We start from the raw sequence: 15,619 nt of genomic DNA on the forward strand, positions 1-15,619 counted from the left end.
CAGTTGACTCAATACGCATTCACTCTGCGACGCAGCATGTTGAGCTTATCAACCTGGCGTCGAATATCACTGAAGAATTCCTCTTTCTCCATGGCCAGCGCTAGCTCCCATTCTTTGGCCAAACCTTGGCAGTCTAAAAATGCGTATCTCAGCTTCGTCTTTGAGATACGCAGCCCCTTGCTAAAGACCACGCGTTTGCCTCGTTGACCGTGAAAACTGTTGATATACCACTCTATGCCAAAGCCATACTTAAAGTCTCTGATACGGACACCAAGCAGACCCCAGTCTTTAAAGGGCTCATTCTCTCGAACCTTGTAATGGGTAACCCAAAAGTCATCAACTTCAGCTCGTGCCAGCGCTTTTAGCCTGTCCGTTTCTTGCTGAAGTAAATCTGATACATCTGCTTTCCATTGTTCATTGACGATTTCTACCAAACCAATTTCCCCATCCAATTAACCCCTAAAGCCAAAACCACTATCCGTTTGGCTTTTGGATCGAAACGCCAAACGTAAAACTGCCGTCACAATCACTGTTTGGCGTCTCGATATAAATCGACTCGCTCAATCCCATACCCGACAAGGGATACAGGCTGATTTCACTTAAAAACACCTAAAAAGACGTATCGCCATGAAGATACAAACCGTTTGGCAAGTTCAGGCCAGAATGCAAACGACGTTTGGCGTCTCAATTTTTTTGGCTAGGTCACCAGCCGCCAAACAGAGCCTATTCTCATACTTTTGCAAAAATGCAATAGGCAGATAGATGAAAGGATTTGTCACCTTTCTGCCCACCGCCAGTGCACCGAATCCTGATAATGACATTTGAGTAAACCGCCAGAGCACTTGGAAATGCCCAAGCGTGAACAGCGCGGTTGATTGAAAACCGTTAGAGCACTTTGAGTGCACAGGAGATAAGTATGTTTGTACTAGGCGTAGATATCGGTTACTCAAACCTGAAGCTGGCAATTGGCCAATCAGGTAGTGAACCGAAAACCATTATTCTACCTGCGGGTGCCGGTCCAGCGGATCGTATGCCGGAGCGTATCGGTGGAGGCGATGATGAAACTTGTTTGTATGTCTCTGTCGATAATGAGCGCTGGGCCGCTGGTGTTCCTGCTGGACGCCTTCAAGGCTGGGAACGAGAGCTTCACCCGGAATATCCCACCACAAAAACCTATAAGGCACTTTTTCATGCCGCCTTGTTAATGGCTGAAACAGAATCCATCGATTTGGTTGTCACTGGATTACCGGTTTCCCAGTTTCATGAACCACAACGTAAGTCTGACCTTGTGCAGCGTTTAAAAGGTGTCCATCAAGTGACGCCTAAGCGCAGCATCACCGTTCATGACGTCAAAGTACTACCACAGCCTGCCGGTGCCTATATGGATCTGGTTCAAACGGGTGGTGATCTGGGCTTGATTGAAGAAGGTCGTGTCGTCGTCATTGATCCCGGCTTCTTTTCTGTTGATTGGGTTGCCCTTGAGGCCGGAGAAATTCGCTACAGCTCATCAGGAACCAGTCTTCAGGCAATGTCCGTGCTACTGGAAACCATCGATAAGCTGATTTCGGAAGATCATGGTGCCAAAGTCGGAATGGATCGACTTGAAAAAGCCATGAGAACCGGCGACTTACAGGTCCTGCTATTTGGAGAAAAAGTCGATATTTCACCTTATCTGAATGCTGCCATGAAAAAGGTAGCGCCTGTTGCTCTTACAGCCATGCGTCAATCCATGCGTGACGAAAGCATTAATGCGGACTTGGTATTGATCGCCGGAGGTGGAGCCTTGGCTTATAAGGAAGCGGCCAAGGAGATTTTTTCACGAAGCAAGATCATCGTGCCTGAGCAGTCTGTTTTGGCGAACGTCCGAGGCTTCTGGTTTTATGGGGCATGATCATGAGAGTTGTCGTCAACATTCCCCCAGGGAGCCACCCAGAACTACTCAAAGAATTGGAAAAGACGCCACCACGGGAACGCGCTGAGCGTCTGCGGATGCTGGCAACCTTTGGGTTAATTCAAATGAGCCAACCCAATCTATCCACGACATCTGTACCGGTGGATGGCCTTGCACCAGATGGTGAAGTTACTTCTATGAGTACAGCGCCAGAACCCAAAGCAGAAACACGTAAACAATCATTAAAATCAAAACTAGGGCTGGGCTTATAACATGGCGTTATCAGTTAGCTGGCTCGATGCCAGGTTAAATAAAGAAGCAAAAGAAACCGTAGTAAAAGCCGACCGAGATGGGCTAAGTGCTCGGGTATCGCCCAAGGGCAAAATTGTTTTTCAGTTTCGTTATCGGTTCGATGGCAAGCAACAGCGGGTAGACATAGGTACTTACCCCCTTATGAAGCTGGCTGAAGCCAGGAATGAGCTGGATAGGTTAAGGGCAGTACTTGATCAAGGCCGAAACCCCAAGCTTTACCTACAGCAGGAACGGGCTAAGTATTCTGCTAATCAAAGCTTCGAATCGATTTTTCGAGACTGGATAGACTCTGCCGGTAAGCAAGGGCTAAAGGAGAAAACGTGGCACTACCAAAAACGCAGCAGTGAAATATATTTGCTGCCCCGACTTGGCAAGTATCCATTAACTGACATCACTGAATTGTCCTTGCGAAACTGTCTTCGTGAGGTTTCGGAATCGTCTCCGTCAAACACAGAGCGCCTAGTGTCTGTACTGCATAAGTTCTATGACTGGCTGATTGATGAACAAATTTTGGAAATTAACGCTGCCGCTGGGATCACAGCAAAAAAGGTTGGCGGTAAAAAAGGAAAACGAACTCGGGTGCTAAATGACAACGAGATCAGGATACTTTGGCGCTATTTGCATGAGTCAAAAATCACTGAGAAGAATCGCATCTACATAAAACTGCTTCTCTTATTGGGAGGGCGCAAGGGCGAACTCATTCAAGCTGAAAAGCATCACTTTGACTTGCAATCTGCAATGTGGACAGTGCCCATAGAGATCCGCAAACAAGGTGAGAAAATTGGAGCGCCGATCATGCGGCCATTGATTAAGCCAGCTATTGAGCTGATTGAACTGGCGATGCAGATGAGCAAATCAACTTACTTGTTTCCCGCGAACGGACAAGAAGAGCTTGCCACAAATGGCTTTGATACCACTATTCCTAACAATGTGAAAATCTGGGCTCGCAGATCGCTTGGTATTGAGATGGAACACTGGTCTATGCATGATCTTCGCAGAACGATGCGAACGCGAATGTCTGCCATCACGACGCAAGAAGTTGCCGAGTTGATGATTGGCCACAGCAAAAAAGGGCTGGATGCTATCTACAACCAATATCAGTACCTGGACGAAATGCGTCATGCTTACGACGTTTGGTATCAACAACTAGAAACCATCATCGAGCCGACAGGCTTTCCATTCAACTGGCGTTTCGGACAATAAGGGGTAGCTGAATTAAGGAAGAGACTGAGCTAGTACAAATGACCGAGTCAAGTAGTGCATTTGGCTCGGTTTAGATTAGTTGTTTTTCCAGTTACAAAAAAACAACTTATCGAATAATTATTATAAGTCTCACGACGCCTCAGAGAGAGGTATTTGCAATTCATCCACAAGGGTTTGCTTAGATTTATACTCTAGCTCGCTTCTCTTTATTTTTAGCTTTTGTAATAAAGCACTATGAGTCACCTCGAAATCATTAAAAATTGTAGACCAACTTTTAACGTATACTCGAATTCTTTCATCCGCCCCGGAAACAAGGCCCGCGCCGCCCTTACCAGCAAGGTCTTTCAACCGCCTTGTAATTTGAGTATCATTCTGGGAGATTTTAGTTCCAACAAGAACAACATCAAATCTCATTCTCTCATCATTAAAGGCAGGATGCTTATCAAGTACCTCAGCATAACGTTCAGCTTGAGCTAAATGTTTCTTATTCAATGCTACACTTGGTCTTTTTATTTCAATGATCGTACATTTAATAAATTCTTCTTGTGTAGAATGATCAATTGTGACCATTTTGCGTGCAAGAAACAAATCTACTTGGCCTTTTGCCCCCTCTATGGTAGCGCCTTCAATAAGATCACTGGTACTGATATCGTCCCCATCCAATATTTCAATATCTGAATTCCGAAGATTTCTAGCTGTATTAGAAAAGTCATCCTCTTCGGCACCTATAGTTGTGTACTGAGGGCCAAACAACCATGTATTAGCCTCAATAATACCTTGTAAGTCTGGTGTTTCTAGAACTTCTTTAGCGTGCTCTTTAAAAAGGTACTTCATTTTCTGTACGACTAGATCTCGCTTATGAATGTGTCCAATCGTGCTAATTATATAATCAAGTTTAGATTTACTTATTTGAGATGCAAATTCATCCATTTGCTCCTTATTTAAGTCTAAAACGCCTTCCAATATATCTATCAAACTATCATTTTCACTTGATGTAGATAGCCTATCAAGCAAACCGATTATAATTTTTGTTTGCTTAGCCTTTAGCCCATTAAAAGCTGCTGGATCAGCAACGCAGATACTAGTTACTAATTTCTTCGTATGTGCAATTCTAAAGGAACGATCTTCGTCAGACTCCCAATTGTAAACAGGAAAATATCCTTTTTCTTCGAAAGAATCGACAAGCTGAACAGCTCTTTCTCTAAGGAACCCCTGATAAATCTCGGCTGTTTTGTTGCGCAGTTCTTTTAGCAGCATAGCTAAAACTTTATTCCCATCACTCTTTTCACTAATGAAGAGATCAGCATTTGGAGATGAGGTATCTTGAAAATTATCGAACCACTCAGATTGTATATATCCACTTATGAAAAAATTGTTTTTGTAGTTAAAACCAGTCAGATTTCTATACTTCTGATGTTCTTTTGAATCTCTAAAATAATTGTATGACTTTTCACCAGATGGTTTTTTTATCCACTGAATGATACTTGAACTAAATATATTTCCATCAACATCTATAAGCTCTTGAAACAACCTATGTTGGGGAGGCGTCACTCGGACTCTATTAACTGATATTTTAAGGTTAGAAAAAACTATTAGCTTCCAACCAAATTCATTTGAAAGCTCCTCCATGATATTTTCAATATTAGGGATTTTTTGAGATTTTTCACTCGTAATGCCCGTAAGAAATACTGATGTCCCACTTCCATTTGAAAGAATACTACTATGCTGTTCTTTATCGTCGATCAACTCAACTTTGTACGTTTTAATACGAGACGAGTCTATGGTAATACGTGCATTCTCAGATTGTCTTCTCGTAAGCCAGGTTGCTGTTGCAGCATATTTATGAAATGAATACCGCCCTCTGCCTTGACTGCCTTTTTGGGTAACCTGTTTTTTGGATGAGTCATCCCAATTATCAAAATTTCGGTCTAGGTTATGAAAGTCAATTCCTTCACCATTATCATGGATCTCTATTGACTCCACCCCGCCGAGATCACAGGTGTTAATAATGACATCAATATCTGATGCACCAGCATCCAAACCGTTCCAGATATATTCACTCAACATCTTCCAAGCGGGAATTGAGCCGAAACGTTTTTTTATCGACGCATTTGTAATACCTGTTGTCCGTTCTTGAGGAGTCGTCACTTACCTATCCATCCAATCAATAAAAAATCCATGCTGCTATCTTAGCCTAAGTTGGTGTACATATTAACTATATTGTTGGCACAAGCCGGCGTTTCAAAGCGTTAGTCCAAGCTCCAACAGAAAAACTAAGCTACGCTATCTATTCCTAATTCTTCTCATACTCCTCCAAGTCTTCAATGTGCCACAGCTTGTTTCGTGTATTTCGGTTGATACGAGGTTGCGGCAAGCTGCCATCTTTTATTCTTCGCCAGAGCGTCGTATAGCTAATGTGGTAACGAGCCATAACTTCGTAAGACGTTAGAAAAGGGGTTACTTGGTGCGCTACTGCTGTCATCTGCATTCTCCTGAAAATCAATGTAAAGCTATCATCGCCTGATTCATCACTTGTTGATGGTCAGAAAGATGCATGATTTGTTCAGAAGATCAGGCCCATACAAATGAACTTTTAGGACAGCAAGAAAGCAACCGGTAACCAACTCAACCGGCAAACAATTAGAGATAATCGCGAACGTCTTACCATCATTTCTCGATTTTTGGCATAAAAAATATAGGCAAGTTTTGGCTAAAACCCAGTAGGAACAAGGCCTACAGCTAGGTTTGTGTCATGGAATTTGGCTAAAAACGGTAAATATGGCGATTTGTACTCAAGTTTGTACACATTTTCCGAGGTTACGCTTGAACATCATTGAAAAGCAAAGAAACGAGAAAAAGACAAAAAGCCTTTAAATTCAGTACGTAGAGATGTGATTGTGGTGTGCAATGAAAGGTGGTTTTAAGCGTTGAAAGGCTGGGCGGCATCAGGGTGCGAAATAATGGCAAAAGTTCTACGACGAGCAACTTCTTGCTGAAAAATAGGATTAGACATCAATGGTGATCTTCTGGTTGATAGACGAGAGAATGTAAGACACTGATATATTGCTATAAGTAATAATTAACGTGACTATAAAAACATTCAACCCGTAAGTTAATCTTAATTGGCGCTTATTTTCGCCTATCTTGTCTGTATAAACAATCAATGGTTACTATTTTATCTACTTGAGGGAGTGATGCCTAGTGTTTGAAAAAATTAATCGTATCTACTGCCTTATAGAGCAACATTGTTTTCATTGATACGCTCAGCATACCTATGTTTGCTAAAAATTCTACAAGCTACCTTTATGAGCTAACAATAAAGCAAAGCGTTAGCCTATTTATTTTCGGTTCAGGATTGAATAGAAGGATCTAAATAAACATACCTTCATTTAGATTTAATTTTGTCTATATTTAGAGACTAATCACTTTATTTAAAATAAAAGCAAATACTCAACTACTTCTTTTAAATATTATTCACCTTTTTAACACCGTTATAATCACCTGACGTTTTAAAATTTAACGATGACAAAAGTGAAATTAACTTGATAAATTTACATTAAGTAAAAATAAAGATAAATTTCAAATAAAAATAATGAAAAAATAAAATTATCATTCTTCAAATAAAACAAAAAACGCCTAATAGAAGGCGTTTTAAATTTAACTTAAATAAAGATTTAATTAGAAAGAAATAGGATAAGCCATGATAATCGCATCTTCATTTCCTGTCTTCGTTGGGTAATAGTTTTTGCGTTTTGAAACGAAATTAAATCCTATAGATTCATAGAGATTGAATGCTTTTTCATTAGATTCTCGCACCTCTAACCATAAGGTAGTAATATTTTTTTTCTCAAGTGTTTCAATCAGTTCCAATAAAAGTGCTTTACCGTAACCTTTCCCCTGATAATCAGGATGGATTGCGATATTAAAAAGTGTTGCCTCATCTAATATTAATTGCGTAATTGCAAAACCTACAATAATATTATCAATGCAAATTTTCAGATTAAAATAATGACTACCTTGGTTACTATAAAATGTTTCTTCACTCCAAGGGAATGAATGACTTAATTTTTCAATTTCCCATGCTAAAAGTAAATCAGCAGGGTTTAAGAGTGAAATGGTCTTCATATTGATAAATTTGTTTCCAAAGATCGCGTTTTGCATCAGCATCAAAATATAACTGATGTAATGAAGGGCTTCTCAGAGAAGTATATTCAGAGGGAAGTATGAGATCAGTGCCTAATAACCAGCAGGGAAGATTGAATGATTCTGTGAGCATGCTCACATCATCTGTTGTAATACAATAGATTTCGTCTTTATCTATCCCCATGGCGCTAAAAATATCAGAGAAAAGCCCGTTATTTAGATCAACGGTATCATCAGTAATGATAAGTAAACGTGTTGTATCCGGAAATTGAACAGAATGCTCGCCTTTTAACACAGCAGGCTTATGAAGTACCCACTGACGAATTCCAAGTTGGGATAACATTCTGTCTTTACGGCTCATTATGTTTACCTATCAAGTGTAGAACAACGGTACATAGTATCAGAGGGCATAAACTACGCCAATAAATAGCGTCGGTTTCTTTATATCTGATATCATGCGTCTCATGTTTTTTAAGGAGTAATAATCATAATGTCCTCACTGTCCCCTGCTAGCGAAGTTATTCTTCGTCACCTAGATCATTTCGCAGACAGGCATGTACTTATTGCAGGTGATCTTCAAGATACTTTTGCGGCGCAAATTCAGGCAAAAAGTGTCAGAGCATATACCAACCAATATCACCAGTGGCTACCATTACTAAAATCAATGGGGGATAATGCACTCTTCGGTTTAGTTGCAGATCAATCCTTTGTGAAATATTGCAATACCTTGATCTATTTTTGGCCTAAAAATAAAAACGAAGCCACTTTCCAACTGCGTAGCCTTTGCTCTAACTTACAAGTGGGTACTGAAATTTTTATCGTCGGTGAAAACCGTAGCGGTGTTAAAAGTGCCACTGAATTAATGAACGGTATCGCTAAACTTAAAAAAATAGATTCTGCACGCCGTTGTAGCTTATTTTTTGGTACTCAAACATATCAAACACTGTTTGACCGTAATAACTGGTGGCAAACCTATCGCCATGACGACTTAACCGTAATGGCATTACCGGGTGTCTTTAGCCAAAATGCATTAGATGAAGGTAGCCGTTTATTACTTTCAACTTTTGATGATGCAATGGTTGGCGATTTACTGGATATGGCATGTGGTTGTGGCGTTCTTGCTACAGTTTTAGGCAAGAAAAACCCAATGTTGAAACTCACCTTGTGTGATGTAAATGCAGCGGCAATTTCTTCCAGTATTGCGACATTAAATGTGAATGAATTAGAAGGCCGAGTGATTGCAAGTAATGTCTATTCTGCCGTTGAAGAAACTTATGATTGGATAATCTCAAACCCGCCTTTCCATGATGGTTTAGGTACAAGCTATACTGCTGCTGAAGATATTATTCGCCTTGCACCAAATTATCTGAAAAAAGGCGGTAAATTACGCATTGTAGCGAATTCGTTTATCCCTTATCCAGATATCCTGGATCATGTATTTGGCTCTCATGAAGTGCTTGCATCAACAGGTAAATTCAAAGTTTACCAAGCCACCAAGAAAGGCTAATCACAAGCCCTGTTATTTATGACAGGGTTTTATTTTTCATCACCAAGATATTTATTGATAAAAAATAATTGACGCCAAAAATAATTGGCATAGAATTCGCGTTCTGTCTGACTGCGAGGATGGCGGAATTGGTAGACGCGCTAGCTTCAGGTGTTAGTGTTCTTACGGACGTGGGGGTTCAAGTCCCCCTCTTCGCACCACTCAATTAACCTTTCTTTTCCTTTGATAACCCCCAGTTAATAATCCTTTATTGCTCTCTATTCATTATCCAGAATATGTGACTAACAGTGTCATTAAGCTATAAGTCAACACAACACCAGCCGGGATCATCACCCACATCTGCAATTTCTTATGGAATAACATCAATGTTGATAGCAGCATTGAAACAACTAAAACTAACGTAAATGCAGATGTTCCAGCAATCGAGTGCATAATGACGGTAAGCAAAGAAGAAACCGCTAACATTTCCCATAAACTGATACGAGATGTCCAAGAAGCGACTGAAGATAAACGTGTTAATTTAGCCATAATAACTCACCATTAATGATAATGATTTTCATTATTATATACAGCACCAATACTAAATCAACTTATATAAAGAAAAAAAACGCTCTATATCCTTATTTTTTAAAAGGTTAAAGCATTTTCTAAAACATAAAAAACGCCTTCTCATTCTCACGAAAAGGCGTTTGATTTTATAATATTATTAATAAACGAAATTAAGCGTTATTTGGCTTTATAAAATAAAAGACCATATGAATATCTTCTGGCTCTCTTTCATAAAGTTCAGGATCAGGAATATCAATTAAACGACACCCTAAATGCTGATAAAAATTCACACTGTTTTCAGAAGGTGTTGATGAAATATATAATCCATCCGCACCGTTTTCCTTCGCATATTCCACACAATAATCAAATAATATTCGCGCTAAGCCTTGCCCACGTTGCGGGTGGCTGACATGTAAAAAAGAGAGTTGAAGCAGACTACCATTTTTACCGCGCTTTTTCGGATCAACACTTGCCGCTGCGACCAATCGATCATGTTCAAAAACACCCCAAAAAGGCGCTCCTCGATCAAAGCTTTCAAGTAAAACTGGGGTGTAATGTTCTGCCTCACCTTCTGGCCAACCTTTCATATCAAAGCGCTGCTTTGATAAAAGCAACTTTCCTTCTTTCAATACATATAGCTTTTCAATAAGCTCCGTTCTATCAATTTCCCATACTTGCGGAATTTCATTTCTTGTTAATTGACGAATATTATTTTTCATTATTAATGATTAACCTGTTCTGATGATGATTCACTTTTTTCTAATGCGTGGTAAGCCACCGCACAGAATAAGGAATTCAACCGTTTCATATCACCAAGCAAACTGGTATGCAAAGAACTGGTTTCAATGCTTTGCATATTATGCAAATGAAGACGTTCTACATGTGCAAACGAGTAACGTTGGTTGAGTAAACGGAAACGATGTTTTGCTCGACGTAACTTACGAGCATGTTCCATGTTGCCGGAAACAAATACCGACATCGCCAGATTCAGATTACTTTGCAGACGCTCAAGGAGTGTCTGTAATTCACGACGTCCTTCCTCCGATAAAAATAAGTGATGATTTAAACCTTTACTCACCACTTCAGCCGACATACGCGCAATGATAGCGGATGATTGTTGTAAATTCATCGCTGTATCAATAATTTCAGCCCAACGTCGGGAATCTTCCGTACCTAGATCATGCTGTTGAATTTGCGCCATGTACAATTTAATGCTGCTATGGAGCAACTCCACCTCTTCTTCTAACTGACTAATTTCCCTTTTCTGCTGACGATCACCTTCCATTAATGCAGTAAAACGTTGCAACATTTGTTCTACAACATCACCTAATCGTAGTGATTCTCTCACCGCATTAGCGATAGCTAAAGATGGAGTATCAATAGCAGATTGATCCAAATAACGAGGCGCAACTTCCGATCCTGTGGCTGGTAATTCCGGAATAAGTCGCTGACATAATTTTGCCATTATGCCGACAAAAGGGATCATCAATACACAGCGTGCAAGGTTATAAATAACATGAAAATAGATAACGACTTCAGCCGATGAAAATCCATATTGCTGGATTTTATTTGCAATGATGGTTATCCAAGGTAAAACCAATAATGCACCAATTAATTTAAAGAAGAGGCTTCCTAATACGACTTGGCGTGAAACAATATTTTGTCCCCGACTACTCATTAACGCAAGTAAGCCACTGCCAATATTAGAGCCAATCACAATGCATAAGCTGATATACAAAGGCATTAGCCCAGTTGCGCTCAATGTCGCGGTCAATAACACAGCCGCAAGGCTTGAATAACTCACCATGGCAAACAGAGCGCCCACTAAGAGAGCTAAAACAGTGTCTCCACTTAATGATGTAAAGATAGCTTTTACCGCACTGGCATGAGTGATTGGCTCTGCTGAGGTGACTATCAATTGCAAAGCTAAAATAATTAAGCCAAGGCCAATTCCCACTCGCCCAAGTTGCCCGACGCGCTCTTTTTTACGGCTTAAAAAAGTAATCACCCCGACAAGAATAAGAAGTGGAGATAACCAAGAGAGATCAAACGTCAGCACTCGTGCCATAAGTGCTGTACCTACATCCGCACCTAACATAATAACAAGTGCAGGTGTAATCGAAATAAGTCCTTGCGTCACAAAAGAGATAACCAAAAGTGCCGTCGCATTACTGCTTTGGACTAATGCTGTTACCCCAACACCTGCAAGGAAAGCGTTGGATTTTTTATTAATACTTTTACCTAAAATTCGGCGTAAATCAGAGCCAAAGACGCGCATAATGCCTGTACGAACAATATGTGTTCCCCAGACAAGAAGCGCGACTGATGAGAGTAAATGAAGCAGTGTCAGCATAGAAATAATAACCTTATTTTTATCGTTGTTTGTTTGACTCTGTTCTCCTTCAATCTCATAAAAAGAGAAAGACCATGAGCAGATACATCTGAGAAAAGATTTTTATTGGTAATGCCTTAATAACACATAAGGTGACTAGGCTAAAAGATATTGCAACTTAAGTGCAATAATCAATGGAGAAATTGAGAATATTACATAGATTAATTTGTGAATTCTGTTAATTATAACAGAAAATGTGTCACTTTCAAAATCAGCCTATAAATAACCTATTGATTTATTATCATTTTATTTTAAATAGGCTCAATTTTTAATAAAAAAACGCGACCAGAGGGTATCTCTCTAAGTCGCGCGAAAATACAACAATTTAGTAAGGCAATTCGACTACAAGTTCAGACAGACTATAAATTCAACTGGAATTTACTTCAGACCCATTGCATCACGCATTGTGAAGAACAAGTCTGTTTGGTCAGTTAACCCAACCACATTTGCAGCATGCGGGCCATAAGCAGCAACACGTAATTGCGCACCAGTATGCTCTTGAGATCCTTCTTCTGAGTTACCGTAATTCACCACCATAACCGCACCATCTTTAGTGATAAGTGCTTGTGTTAAGCCACTTGATTTCACATCAGCTTCAATAATCTGACTTGAATGCGCATGGTCAGCGGTAACAATAATCAAAGTGTCGCCGTTTTGTTTAGCGAAATCTAAACCGATTTGTACTGCTTCATCTAACGCAATAGTTTCACCGATTTGTCCGCAAGGATTAGCATTATGATCTTGCTTATCAATAGAAGCACTTTCGACTTGTAAGAAGAAACCATTTTCATTAGTTTTCAGTAAATCGATCGCTTTTTTAGTCATTTGTGCCAGTGTTGGCGCATTTGGATCGAGTTTAGAGTTAGGTTTGCACTCTAATGGTGGATTATTCAAATTACCATGATACGTGGCTTTTGGTCCTTCCCACGCCACAGCCATATTACCTTCATGGAATAAACCTAATACCGGCTTATCCTGATTTGCCAAAGTAATTGCATCTAATGATTTTGCATCTTTGACGATTTGATAACCACGCTCGATAGCTTGTTGCTCTAACGTTTTACCTTTGTATTCTCCCGCTGCGGCAGTTTGAGCAAAACTTTTTGCACCGCCCCCTAATGTAACGTCTGCACGAGTCACTAATAGTTGCTCAGAGATAGAACCTTTGCCGCCATTTTCTAATGCATTAGTTGAGCATTTTTCTAAGGTTTCAACTGGACCATAGCATTTACGTCCAGTGACATGAGAAAACAGTGCGGCAGGTGTCGCATCTTGAATTTCAGATGTAGTCACGTTCCCTGTTGCCTTTCCGTTGGCTTTTGCTAATTCCAAAATAGTTTGGTGATCCTTACCAAATACATCAATCCCTAATGCACCATTATAAGTTTTCACACCAGAAGCCCATGCTGTTGCTGAGGCTGCCGAATCTGTTACATAGTTAGGTTTTTGTGTTTTTCTATCTAATGAATAGTGTGTGTATTGACCCGTTATCGGTAACGCATCGATACCTTTAAAAAAGCCACCTGCACCTTCAGCGTAGTTACGTGCAACAGTGATTTCAGAATCCCCCATACCATCACCAATAAAGAGGATCACATTTTTCGCTTGGTTATTATTTAAAGCTGCTTTTAATGCCTCAGTTTGATCTTGAGTCATACGGCGAGCACCGCCAAATTCCGTGATATTACCTTTTGCTGCGCGATCTTGTGCCAAAATTGCATCGGCAGCAACGGGAGCTGCAAAAGAAGAGAAACTCGCACCAGCCAATAGCGTTGTGACAATAACGGATAAAATAGAACGTTGGTAACGATGAGACATAGCTTTTTCCTTGCACTCTAAAGTAAAAAACAGGGTTAATGTTTTAAGTCAGGAAAAGCTTACGGCAGTTAAATGACAGAGAAATGAAGGGTAAAAGCGATTTCGATGACAACTTTATGACACCTTGATGACAAACAAAAAGCTTATACTGCGAATACGTGTATAAGCTTTTGTTATATTAAAACATATTGTTAAGGCGTGATCTTAAACTCGTCATTCTCTTGAGTTAATGCTTTTGCCCCTAAATACAGGGTTTCACACCAAGAAATATAATCATGCCCACTGGCCATTTCGAGTGATTGAACAGGATAGCCTTTTTGCTCTAAAACCTGTTTCAAGTGGCGATTATTATTTAAAATCCCGCCTTTATCACCACGACTTTCAAATAGCCCTGCTTCTAAGAAAAACTGTAATGGCTTTTTATCTGCTTGCTCAAATTGTCGAATAAGCCATTCAGGCTCTTCATTTTCAGGTGCCCACCAATAAGATCCGGACATACTCAGTACTTTACCAAAGCGATCTGGGCGATTAAATGCAACCCATGAAGACGCTAATCCACCATAACTTGAGCCTGATACAATCGTTTCTTCTGCTGATATGTGAATACCTTTCTCTTTTTCTAGCCAAACAAATAATTCATCTGCCAAGAAACGGTAAAAATCAGGATTTGGTGGTAATTCAACACTACGGCGATCGCTATCAATACTATCAACAAATAGGATCATCATCGGTGCCAATTTCCCTTCCTCTATCTGTTTATCAAAAAACTTATCAATACCATATTGGCGACGATAAATTTGACCATCAAATAATACGAGGATCCGTGGTGTTTCCATTTTTTGGGCTGGCCGGTAAAGTGCTATTTCACGATCATTATTTAAGATCTCACTGTGAAAGCGAACAATCTCTGTCTTACCCTTCATGGTTCTATCAAGAATATCAGGCAACTGGCATTCACGCTTACTGCCTAGCGACAATAAAGAAAAGTGATTATAGATATCCTCAGATTGACTTGGTGAATTTTGGGAATTAAATGGATCAGCTTGTGCCGTGGTTAAAATCGCGCGACGTTGCTCAAAAGGCGCTGAATTTTCAATAACAGGTACATCAGGCGCTAATTTATATTGCATTAATGTGTCGTTAGGCACGATATAACTACGATACCAAATATCACTATTGGCTAAACGTGTTAACGGATCATGATTACCATCGGGTGATCCCAATAAATAAACATTCTTTTTGGCGCCTTGCCATAGAAAAGTGACTCGCTTTTTACCACTATCATAAGGCTCAATCAGAGGAGTCCCTTCCTGACGTATTTGTTGCCAAAACGCCTGAATATTTTTTTGATCAAGTTGTTTAGCGAGCGTTTGTAAACGAGGGCTAGTTAGTGCAATACCGGCATCTTTATCTAAAGGTTGATAAGGTTGTGTTGTTAGCATGAGTTGCCATGACTTCCCCTTCTCACCTTGTCCAACCAATTGATAACTAGACGTTTTAGGCAATAAAAAACGGATTTTTTGTTGTCCATCAGCGGGAACATCTTTCAATAAGCTACGAATATGAGTACCATCTTGTGTCTCTAACCGTAGATTTTGTATGCCTTTTACGTTTAATTCAACATAACGTTCGTGCTCTAAATGAGTAGCAAAACACACCGTATTGTTATCAAACTGGCCTGTTATTTCATTACCTTCTGTTACAGATAAACAATTAGCAAAACTAGGAAAGGATGCCATTAGTGCACATATCATCAAAGGAATTCTCACTATATTATTCTCGTTATGAACTATTGTGAGAAACA

13 protein-coding genes and 1 tRNA gene are annotated in these 15,619 nt (G+C 39.9%); 5 read left to right on the forward strand and 9 right to left on the reverse strand.

Annotation, left to right across the window (positions count from 1 at the left end):
• Nucleotides 1-8: 8 nt before the first annotated feature.
• Complete coding sequence (gene mobI / locus H1225_RS13100; protein WP_000348524.1) at nt 9-452, reverse strand: conjugative transfer protein MobI(A/C); 444 nt, start codon at nt 450-452, stop codon at nt 9-11.
• A 464-nt stretch (nt 453-916) separates the two neighbouring features.
• Between mobI and H1225_RS13105 the strand changes: the two genes are divergently transcribed.
• The 3 genes from H1225_RS13105 to H1225_RS13115 are packed head-to-tail and all read left to right on the forward strand — an operon-like array spanning nt 917 to nt 3,406.
• Nucleotides 917-1,891 (forward strand): ParM/StbA family protein, encoded by a 975-nt coding sequence (locus H1225_RS13105; protein WP_000497807.1) that lies wholly within the window; start codon nt 917-919, stop codon nt 1,889-1,891.
• A gap of 2 nt (nt 1,892-1,893) precedes the next feature.
• The gene (locus H1225_RS13110) at nt 1,894-2,163 is read left to right on the forward strand and encodes a hypothetical protein (protein WP_001995600.1); all 270 of its coding nucleotides are present in this window, start codon (nt 1,894-1,896) and stop codon (nt 2,161-2,163) included.
• A 1-nt stretch (nt 2,164) separates the two neighbouring features.
• Complete coding sequence (locus tag H1225_RS13115) at nt 2,165-3,406, forward strand: tyrosine-type recombinase/integrase (RefSeq protein WP_001218618.1); 1,242 nt, start codon at nt 2,165-2,167, stop codon at nt 3,404-3,406.
• A 129-nt stretch (nt 3,407-3,535) separates the two neighbouring features.
• Here the strand turns inward: H1225_RS13115 and H1225_RS13120 are convergent, their stop codons facing one another.
• The 3 genes from H1225_RS13120 to H1225_RS13130 form a co-directional block, all read right to left on the reverse strand.
• Nucleotides 3,536-5,554, reverse strand: coding sequence for an ATP-binding protein (locus tag H1225_RS13120; RefSeq protein ID WP_000211147.1), 2,019 nt, complete (start codon nt 5,552-5,554; stop codon nt 3,536-3,538).
• 1,530 nt (nt 5,555-7,084) lie between these two features.
• On the reverse strand, nt 7,085-7,531 hold the full coding sequence (rimI, locus tag H1225_RS13125) for a ribosomal protein S18-alanine N-acetyltransferase (protein ID WP_161727475.1): 447 nt from the start codon (nt 7,529-7,531) through the stop codon (nt 7,085-7,087).
• Nucleotides 7,500-7,910 carry a DNA polymerase III subunit psi gene (locus H1225_RS13130; RefSeq protein WP_072064367.1) on the reverse strand — a complete coding sequence of 137 codons (411 nt, stop codon included), beginning with the start codon at nt 7,908-7,910 and terminating at the stop codon, nt 7,500-7,502. Before H1225_RS13130 ends, rimI begins: the two co-directional genes overlap by 32 nt.
• A 129-nt stretch (nt 7,911-8,039) precedes the next feature.
• Between H1225_RS13130 and rsmC the strand changes: the two genes are divergently transcribed.
• Both rsmC and H1225_RS13140 read left to right on the forward strand, forming a co-directional pair.
• Entirely contained in the window at nt 8,040-9,056 is a 1,017-nt protein-coding gene (gene rsmC / locus H1225_RS13135; RefSeq protein WP_161769535.1) for a 16S rRNA (guanine(1207)-N(2))-methyltransferase RsmC, read from the forward strand.
• Between the two features lie 113 nt (nt 9,057-9,169).
• Nucleotides 9,170-9,256 (forward strand) — tRNA-Leu (locus tag H1225_RS13140).
• A gap of 64 nt (nt 9,257-9,320) precedes the next feature.
• Here H1225_RS13140 and H1225_RS13145 read toward each other — a convergent pair.
• The 5 genes from H1225_RS13145 to H1225_RS13165 all read right to left on the reverse strand — a co-directional run bounded on the left by H1225_RS13145 (nt 9,321) and on the right by H1225_RS13165 (nt 15,554).
• Nucleotides 9,321-9,584: a DUF1435 family protein gene (locus tag H1225_RS13145; protein WP_072064369.1), complete on the reverse strand. Its 264-nt coding sequence runs from the start codon at nt 9,582-9,584 to the stop codon at nt 9,321-9,323.
• Nucleotides 9,585-9,775: 191 nt separating this feature from the next.
• Entirely contained in the window at nt 9,776-10,324 is a 549-nt protein-coding gene (locus H1225_RS13150) for a GNAT family N-acetyltransferase (RefSeq protein WP_161729796.1), read from the reverse strand.
• A 2-nt stretch (nt 10,325-10,326) separates the two neighbouring features.
• Nucleotides 10,327-11,958 (reverse strand): Na/Pi cotransporter family protein, encoded by a 1,632-nt coding sequence (locus tag H1225_RS13155; protein WP_219515810.1) that lies wholly within the window; start codon nt 11,956-11,958, stop codon nt 10,327-10,329.
• A 417-nt stretch (nt 11,959-12,375) separates the two neighbouring features.
• Nucleotides 12,376-13,815, reverse strand: a complete 1,440-nt coding sequence (phoA, locus tag H1225_RS13160; RefSeq protein ID WP_219515808.1) for an alkaline phosphatase — start codon at nt 13,813-13,815, stop codon at nt 12,376-12,378.
• Between the two features lie 191 nt (nt 13,816-14,006).
• Entirely contained in the window at nt 14,007-15,554 is a 1,548-nt protein-coding gene (locus tag H1225_RS13165) for an alpha/beta hydrolase-fold protein (RefSeq protein WP_237585319.1), read from the reverse strand.
• Between the last annotated feature and the right edge of the window lie 65 nt (nt 15,555-15,619).

The organism is Proteus penneri, from assembly GCF_022369495.1.
Classification (GTDB): Bacteria; Pseudomonadota; Gammaproteobacteria; order Enterobacterales; family Enterobacteriaceae; genus Proteus; species Proteus penneri.

Excerpts from the sequence above, each read along its gene's own strand:
- H1225_RS13105 (WP_000497807.1), top strand. The coding sequence starts at position 917 with ATGTTTGTACTAGGCGTAGATATCGGTTACTCAAACCTGAAGCTGGCA.
- H1225_RS13110 (WP_001995600.1), top strand. The coding sequence starts at position 1,894 with ATGAGAGTTGTCGTCAACATTCCCCCAGGGAGCCACCCAGAACTACTC.
- H1225_RS13115 (WP_001218618.1), top strand. The coding sequence starts at position 2,165 with ATGGCGTTATCAGTTAGCTGGCTCGATGCCAGGTTAAATAAAGAAGCA.
- rimI (WP_161727475.1), bottom strand. The coding sequence starts at position 7,531 with ATGAAGACCATTTCACTCTTAAACCCTGCTGATTTACTTTTAGCATGG.
- H1225_RS13130 (WP_072064367.1), bottom strand. The coding sequence starts at position 7,910 with ATGAGCCGTAAAGACAGAATGTTATCCCAACTTGGAATTCGTCAGTGG.
- rsmC (WP_161769535.1), top strand. The coding sequence starts at position 8,040 with ATGTCCTCACTGTCCCCTGCTAGCGAAGTTATTCTTCGTCACCTAGAT.
- H1225_RS13145 (WP_072064369.1), bottom strand. The coding sequence starts at position 9,584 with ATGGCTAAATTAACACGTTTATCTTCAGTCGCTTCTTGGACATCTCGT.
- H1225_RS13150 (WP_161729796.1), bottom strand. The coding sequence starts at position 10,324 with ATGAAAAATAATATTCGTCAATTAACAAGAAATGAAATTCCGCAAGTA.
- H1225_RS13155 (WP_219515810.1), bottom strand. The coding sequence starts at position 11,958 with ATGCTGACACTGCTTCATTTACTCTCATCAGTCGCGCTTCTTGTCTGG.
- phoA (WP_219515808.1), bottom strand. The coding sequence starts at position 13,815 with ATGTCTCATCGTTACCAACGTTCTATTTTATCCGTTATTGTCACAACG.
- H1225_RS13165 (WP_237585319.1), bottom strand. The coding sequence starts at position 15,554 with ATGGCATCCTTTCCTAGTTTTGCTAATTGTTTATCTGTAACAGAAGGT.